Annotated in this window: 5 protein-coding genes and 2 pseudogenes; 1 reads left to right on the forward strand and 6 read right to left on the reverse strand. The window is 29.7% G+C overall.

The window, feature by feature from the left end; all coding sequences use genetic code 11:
- The first annotated feature begins 7 nt into the window (after positions 1 to 7).
- Positions 8 to 88 (forward strand): IS3 family transposase, encoded by an 81-nt coding sequence (locus NH288_RS11455; protein ID WP_414731760.1) that lies wholly within the window; start codon positions 8 to 10, stop codon positions 86 to 88.
- Positions 89 to 234: 146 nt separating this feature from the next.
- Here the strand turns inward: NH288_RS11455 and mobC (NH288_RS11000) are convergent.
- The 6 genes and pseudogenes from mobC (NH288_RS11000) to NH288_RS11025 form a co-directional block, all read right to left on the reverse strand.
- Positions 235 to 402: pseudogene (gene mobC / locus NH288_RS11000) on the reverse strand (plasmid mobilization relaxosome protein MobC); the annotation flags it as partial.
- A gap of 402 nt (positions 403 to 804) precedes the next feature.
- A complete protein-coding gene (locus NH288_RS11005) occupies positions 805 to 3,354 on the reverse strand; it encodes a S8 family peptidase (protein ID WP_265215341.1) in 2,550 nt (849 codons plus the stop codon).
- Positions 3,351 to 4,316: an AAA family ATPase gene (locus NH288_RS11010; protein ID WP_106461522.1), complete on the reverse strand. Its 966-nt coding sequence runs from the start codon at positions 4,314 to 4,316 to the stop codon at positions 3,351 to 3,353. The genes NH288_RS11005 and NH288_RS11010 overlap by 4 nt, the downstream gene beginning before the upstream one ends.
- A gap of 124 nt (positions 4,317 to 4,440) precedes the next feature.
- Positions 4,441 to 4,614, reverse strand: a pseudogene (mobC, locus tag NH288_RS11015) (plasmid mobilization relaxosome protein MobC); the annotation flags it as partial.
- A gap of 901 nt (positions 4,615 to 5,515) precedes the next feature.
- Positions 5,516 to 6,181 carry a hypothetical protein gene (locus NH288_RS11020; RefSeq protein WP_265215343.1) on the reverse strand — a complete coding sequence of 222 codons (666 nt, stop codon included), beginning with the start codon at positions 6,179 to 6,181 and terminating at the stop codon, positions 5,516 to 5,518.
- An 18-nt stretch (positions 6,182 to 6,199) separates the two neighbouring features.
- Positions 6,200 to 6,690 (reverse strand): hypothetical protein (locus NH288_RS11025; protein ID WP_265215344.1); only part of this gene is annotated, 491 nt, incomplete at its 5' end.

Here is a 6,690-nt window from a genome sequence, read left to right on the forward strand (position 1 = left end):
AAAATATATTAGATGGTACAATGAGGATAGGATTAAAACAAAATTAAACGGAATGTCCCCTGTTATGTACAGATTACATTCCGCTTAAAATATTATTAAATTATTCCGTGTTTACGGGTTCAGGTCAAATACTAAGTTTTTTTATCAGTTTTTTCACTCTTAATAATGTAATCTATTGCTAAATTTAGAGTTGATTTTATAGGATATATTTTTATAATTGCCATACTAATTACTTTAACTTTCTTTTGATTTATTAAGCAGTAAAGAATGAATCTGCCATATTTCTTTTGATAATTTTTCTATTTTTTCTCTCGTATAATCAATATCTTTCTTGTAAATAAGGCCAGTTATATTAGTTGCCTTTGCGATCTGGTTTATGTTATTTGTTACATTTGAAAGTACGGTCTAATTTTTTATCCTCATGTAAAGTACTTGGAACTATTATTCAATTTATTCTTTTTCGCTTCCAGTACCATTTGAGTATCAATAGCCATTTTTTTACAACTTTCCTCTCGAAAACTCTCCTGAGTTTTCTCGCTTAGTTTTTCGGACTCAGCTTTGCTTCGTCTTAGTTGGACTTTAGATTACTTGAAAATCACTTCGTGATTTTCAAGACCATTCAGCGACAAAATAAAAAAGATGCTCCCTATGTCCTGGTACTATAACTATTTATTTTTTTAATGAGAGTCTCGTTCATGATATGTTTTCGTACAACTCTACTTGTTAAGGCAAAAAATACACCTAAAGTTTTTATTTTCTTTAGGTGTGCATGTTATTTGTTTAATCAATTCAAAGGTATATTATTTAAAAATTAATAGGTGTTTCTACTTTAAGTTTATTGGCTATATTTATTTTATTTTCTATTGATGAATATAGGTCTATAGTTTCTTCAGGTGTAGAAATACTTACAATTAGCGAATATTTAATTTTTGAATCGTATTTTTTTAGATAGCCTCTTTCTTTCCACCAACCTCCCCCTGGATATACAGCTATATATCTGTTTTCAGCAAGATTTGCTGCAGTATCTTCCCAAATATCTGAATGTATTGAGCCTACATTCCTATTATTCGTGCCTAATAACCATCTATTACTATCGTTTTTATTGTCGTATGATATACCCTTACTTTTTTCTTCATCTTTAATTATATTATTTATTCTATATAAAAAATGTTCTTTATCTTCATTTGTATTATTAACATCAAAAAATAATCTACATCCTGGATACCTATATTTATCCTCCCATCCAATCTCTCCAGGAGATGGATCTATAAAATATGATAATGTAACCCTCATCTTAACAGGGGTTTCTCCTAGACCAATTAAAACTTCACTAGGCCATGGAATTTCATGTAAACTCATTTCATTTATTGTTACCACACTTTTACTTTTTTTAAAAGGCTGAAGTTCATCTTCAATAATTAAATTAACTGAGTTATTTAAGCTGTATAAAGCTTGATTTAAATTAGGCCTACCATATCCTACAATTCGAAGCAATTCTCTTAACTCTGTCTTTGTAAGCTTATTAATTTCCTTATCTCCGAAAGCTTGTCTTATCATTGAATCGGTCCATCTAGCAGAATGTACCATAATAGCTTTTACAGTTTGAGGCCATATATTAGGATATTCATTCATAATTCTTATTGCCAAGTTAGCTGCTTGAGCTGTGGCTGAGCTTGTTCCATTCATCGTTGTAAATAACTTTCCAAGATGATAGCTTTTATTAGTTGTAAGAAGTTCTAAATCTTCAAAATTATCATATTTGAAGTCTTCAGAGTCTTTGTTATAACCTACGTTTCCACCTTCTAATACAATCTCAGGCTTAATCGGCCATTTGTGTTCCCACATCAATGAAGAAGAGGTAACTGGAGAATAGCTTCCCTTTTCAACTAAAGGTATAAAAGATTTATATGAAGGATCCTCAATCATTCCAAATTTGTTTGTAAAAGCACCTACAGTTAAAGCGTTCCATGACTGGGCAGGATCTTCTACAGAGTGTGTTGCTACAGCTACTTTATAATCATCAACTTCTTCAATTTCAGAACATTCTGTATTTCCGGCTGAGATAATAATTAATCTTGAATCAGTATTTTCAGCGCCATAATTTCCTAATGCTAAATTATCTATTCCTGCTGACCAAGAAGTGGGTTTGCCATCCCCTCTAAAATATTTTTTGTCTTTTTTGTCAGCATTAGGATCAAAACCCGCAGTAACTGGCATAGCAATTACTCTTTTATTATTAGGCTTACTTATTTCAACTAGAGAAATAGCTCTAGATGTTACATCTGCATATAAATCAACATCATTTTTTATATTTTCATCTACAAACCTAACTGATTCTAATTTATGATTTATTTCTATATTATTATTACTTCCTAAAGCTTCTTCTAAATTAAAATATGTTGATATACCAGCCATTCCTGTCCCGTGACCATTCGAGCTATTATCTTGTAAAATACGATCGTCAAAAGTTGTGTGCATATCTCCATCATCTAAAACTGGACTTATTAAAGGATGCCCATTATTAACACCATTATCTAATATACAAATAGACAAATCCGAATCCTTAAAATATGCTCTTTTTAAAAGCTCATCCACCCATTCTTTTTGTTCCTGTCTAGTATTTTCTTTTATAAAAAAACTCGCAGGAGTAGTTTTTTTCCTAAATTCCGCAATATGATCGCTATGCATTAAGATAGTTTTTAGAATTCCAATATCTGCCATTATAGATACTACAACACGTTCAGGAAATTCCACAAATTTTTTGTAATATTTAACTTCAAGTTGATTGCATAAGTTAAAAAATTCTTCAACTACTTTTTCTGTTGTATTATTACTATAAACAGAAAGCCAAACTTCGCAAGCTTCTTTATCTTTAATTGGAATCTCTTTAGTATCTGTCCATAATTCATTTACCATAGCTTCATTAATCGACTCAATAGATGCGACAACATCTGTTCCTTTATCATTGTCTTTAAATTTATTTATTTTCTTTAAGAAAAAGTCTTTCTTTTTAAATGGAACAAAAACGGTAGCATATTGTATCCCGTCTTCCTCTTTCACGCTACATAACCTGACTTTTTGACGAGTATCTTCTAAACTTTTAAAAATCAATTTATAGTTTTCTTTACCTCTAAATTGCAAATAAACTCCATCTCTTTTTGAAATGGAGCTGACTTTTTGACTATCTGATACTTCTTTATCCCATATGTTTTTAAACTGACTTTCAAGTAAGTCCGCATGACTTTTCCTGTCTCTTTTTGGAATATTTATCTTTCCTCGACGATTGATTGGTGAAAATGGAATTGACTCTTTGTTCTTTTTTATTCTAAAATGCTTTTTTAATTCTTTAGTCATTGACTAACCTCTTTATATTGCAAAAACTGTTTTCTTTCTTTTATAAAATCCAATAAAATGGTTTCATATATCTTTTTATCGTTTAATAAAACATATTTTTTAGCCTCTTTGCACGCCGTAACTATATCCGCATGACTAAGTCCGAGTGAGTTTTTAATTACATTTTCTGTAATAATGTTTTTTAAATCAAGACCATACAGATTAATTTCTATTAATCTTATTATTTGTTCTTTATCTGGAAGTTTATATTCAAAAACATCATCAAATCTTCTGAATAATGCCTTGTCTAACATATTTGGGTTATTAGTAGCACAAATTATTATACTGGCTGAATCATCTTCTTCTATATATTGCAGAAATGAGTTTAGTATTCTTCTCATTTCTCCAACGTCATTATCAAAGCTTCTATCCGAACCAATAGCGTCGAATTCATCAAATAAATATACCCCTCTATATTCTCTTATCTGATCAAAAATTTTTTTTAGCTTCACACTTGTTTCTCCCATATACTTAGAAATCAGATGGTGGATTTGTATGGAATATAAAGGTAATCCTAATTCATATGCAATTACTGATGCTGTCATTGTCTTTCCTGTCCCAGGATCTCCTTCTAACAATAATTTAGATCTGTTTTTTAAACCGTTTTTTAACAAAACATCTCTTTTCTTATATTCTGAAATTATTCTATCAATCTTGTTTTTTAATGAATTCCTAACTACAAGCTCTTCAATTCCTATATCGGAATATTTTAGTCCTAAAGATTTGTTGTTATTATTAAATTTAACTACATTATTTTTAGCTGATGGAGAGTTTTCCACTAATGCCTTTATCTCTCTAGCACTATTTGTATGGCCTACTTTGGCTTCATGAGCTGCTATTTGTAAAGCTATTACTTTAAATTTATCGCCATCATCACTAAAATGAGCTTTGAGTAGCTCTTTTACTTGATTTATTGTTGCCATTTTCTCCCTCCATTCTTAACAGTATAACTATTATACCAAATAAGTCTAATATTTTCGATATATCAGTTTTAATTTATGAGTCTTATAACTACTAAAGTTATTTAATATGAAAATAAAGCTTTAATTATTTGATGTTATTCAATAATAACGAATGTATATCCCATATTTCTTTTGATAATTTTTCTATTTTTTCTCTCATATAATCAATATCTTTCTTGTAAATGACACCAGTTGTATTAGTGGTTTTTGCAATCTGGTTTATATTATTTGTTGCATTTGAAAGTATCCATTGGAGATGTCAAAATAAATTAATCCTCGTAATATGTAGGCAAAAATACCGCAGCTTGAAACTACGGTCTTATTTTTTGTCCTCATGTAAAGTACTTGGAAGAATTATTTAGTTTATTCTTTTTTACTTCCAGTACCATTTGAGTACCAGTAGCTATTTTTTATTCTATGCATTTGAGTCGGTCGCTATCATACTTGAAAATTACTGCATAATTGGGGGTACCATTCAGCGACTTCACAAAAAAATGCTCCAGCCACAAACCTAAAAAATCTTCCTTTTCGTCAGGTTTTTTTAGGATTTGTGACATAAGCTTAATCATCTATTTATACTGCGCAAAGTTCCTTTGCTTGATAAATAGTGATTATCGCAAAAATATCGCCTACGATATTTTTGCTAGCATTATACTCGGTCGAATCTTTTTTGTTACGCTGCAGAAGGGCAGCCATCCATCTATCTTCGCACTTCGTGCTCGATATATGGGGCTTATGTAAAAACATCGCTTGCGATGTCCTAGCTTTATTTTTATTATAATGTCTCTTCGTTTGAGTGGGTCGATATCAAACTTGAAAATCAATTCGTGATTTTCAATCCCATTCAGCGACTTCACAAAAAAAATGCTCTCTACTCGGTCGCATCTTTTTCGTTACGCTGCAGAAGGGCAGCCATCCATCTATCTTCGCACTTCGTGCTCGATATATGGGGCTGACGTAAAAACATCGCTTGCGATGTTTTTACTCCCATTCTTCTTTTCCAAACGTCCGATATATCCCAAACCATTCAAAATACTAGATTCTATTTTTTCTAATGCCACTAAATCCATCTAATTATAGGACGTTTTCAAATTTTTAGTCCCGTCCCAGTCCCAGTACCAGTACCAGTACTGACTTTATAATTTGTTTTAAAATTCATATTATTTATCTTTCATATCTTCAATCAGCTGTTTTATAAAGTTTAAAATTTCTTCATTAGTCATCGTGCTAAAAATAACTATTGAACCAGAGTCAGAAATACTAAAACTAACATCATCTCCATCGTATGGATATGTTACTGCAATTGCACTAAGTTCACCCGCATCTAACATAGTACGATATAATTCAGTATCAGTGACATTATTTCCTGATAAACTACTACCATTAATAGTTTCTATTGTTAGTCTTCTAAATTGTGTTCTTTTTACATTTGTTGACTCACTTATAATATCTTGTAAATCTATTATATGTTTTTCAGAACTAGTTCCATAGTAGTTATTAAATTGGTTGTTTATTATTTCTGCACTTTTTTTATTTGCTAGTACCAAAAATATACCGTTTTTAAAGTTAAGAAATGCCTCATAAGTTGAGGTTATAATTACCTCAGATATTTCTTGTTCTCCTATTCTACCTTCAATAGCAAAGGGTTCTTCCATTCTTATATGGCACCTTATATAATCTTGTATCTTTTCGTTGAAAAATAGTTGAAATTCCAAACTTTCTTCTTTGTCATTAATAGTTTCTTTTCTTGATGTTTTAATATTTTTTAAGTCTTCATCTTTATATTCTTTTTCTACCACCGGCTCAAATATTGTTAATGATTGCATATTAATACCTCCTTAAAATTACATAGCTAAAATAATATTGGCAACATCTCTCAAATCATTAAAATCATCAGTTACATAACTTGCTTGATTCATATTAATTTGAATATCTTCCTCATTATCTAATTCAGAAGTGAATACTGAAGTAGATAAAATCATATAAAAATGCTTTATTTTATTAATCCCTACTTTAGTAATTGATTTATTTATGAAAGGATTACTTTTGTTAAAATTTGAAGAAAAACAATATCTTTTATTTTTAATACCATTATTATCCAATATATTTTTAATAATCAATTGTATTGTTTTTACATTTTTGCATGCCATTTTATATGTTGAATTGGGATTCTTTATAAAAATAGTGTTTACAAATTCTTCATATGGAAATTCCGATTTTTCAATTTTAACAATTAAATTATCCAACTGAAAGACTTCTTTTCTTTTAGATGAACTAATATTTTTAAATTCATGAGATGTTTCTTTTTTGAAATATTCTTTTATTTCTTTTATAT

It is taken from the genome of Anaerococcus sp. NML200537, from assembly GCF_026131715.1.
Classification (GTDB): Bacteria; Bacillota; Clostridia; order Tissierellales; family Peptoniphilaceae; genus Anaerococcus; species Anaerococcus kampingae.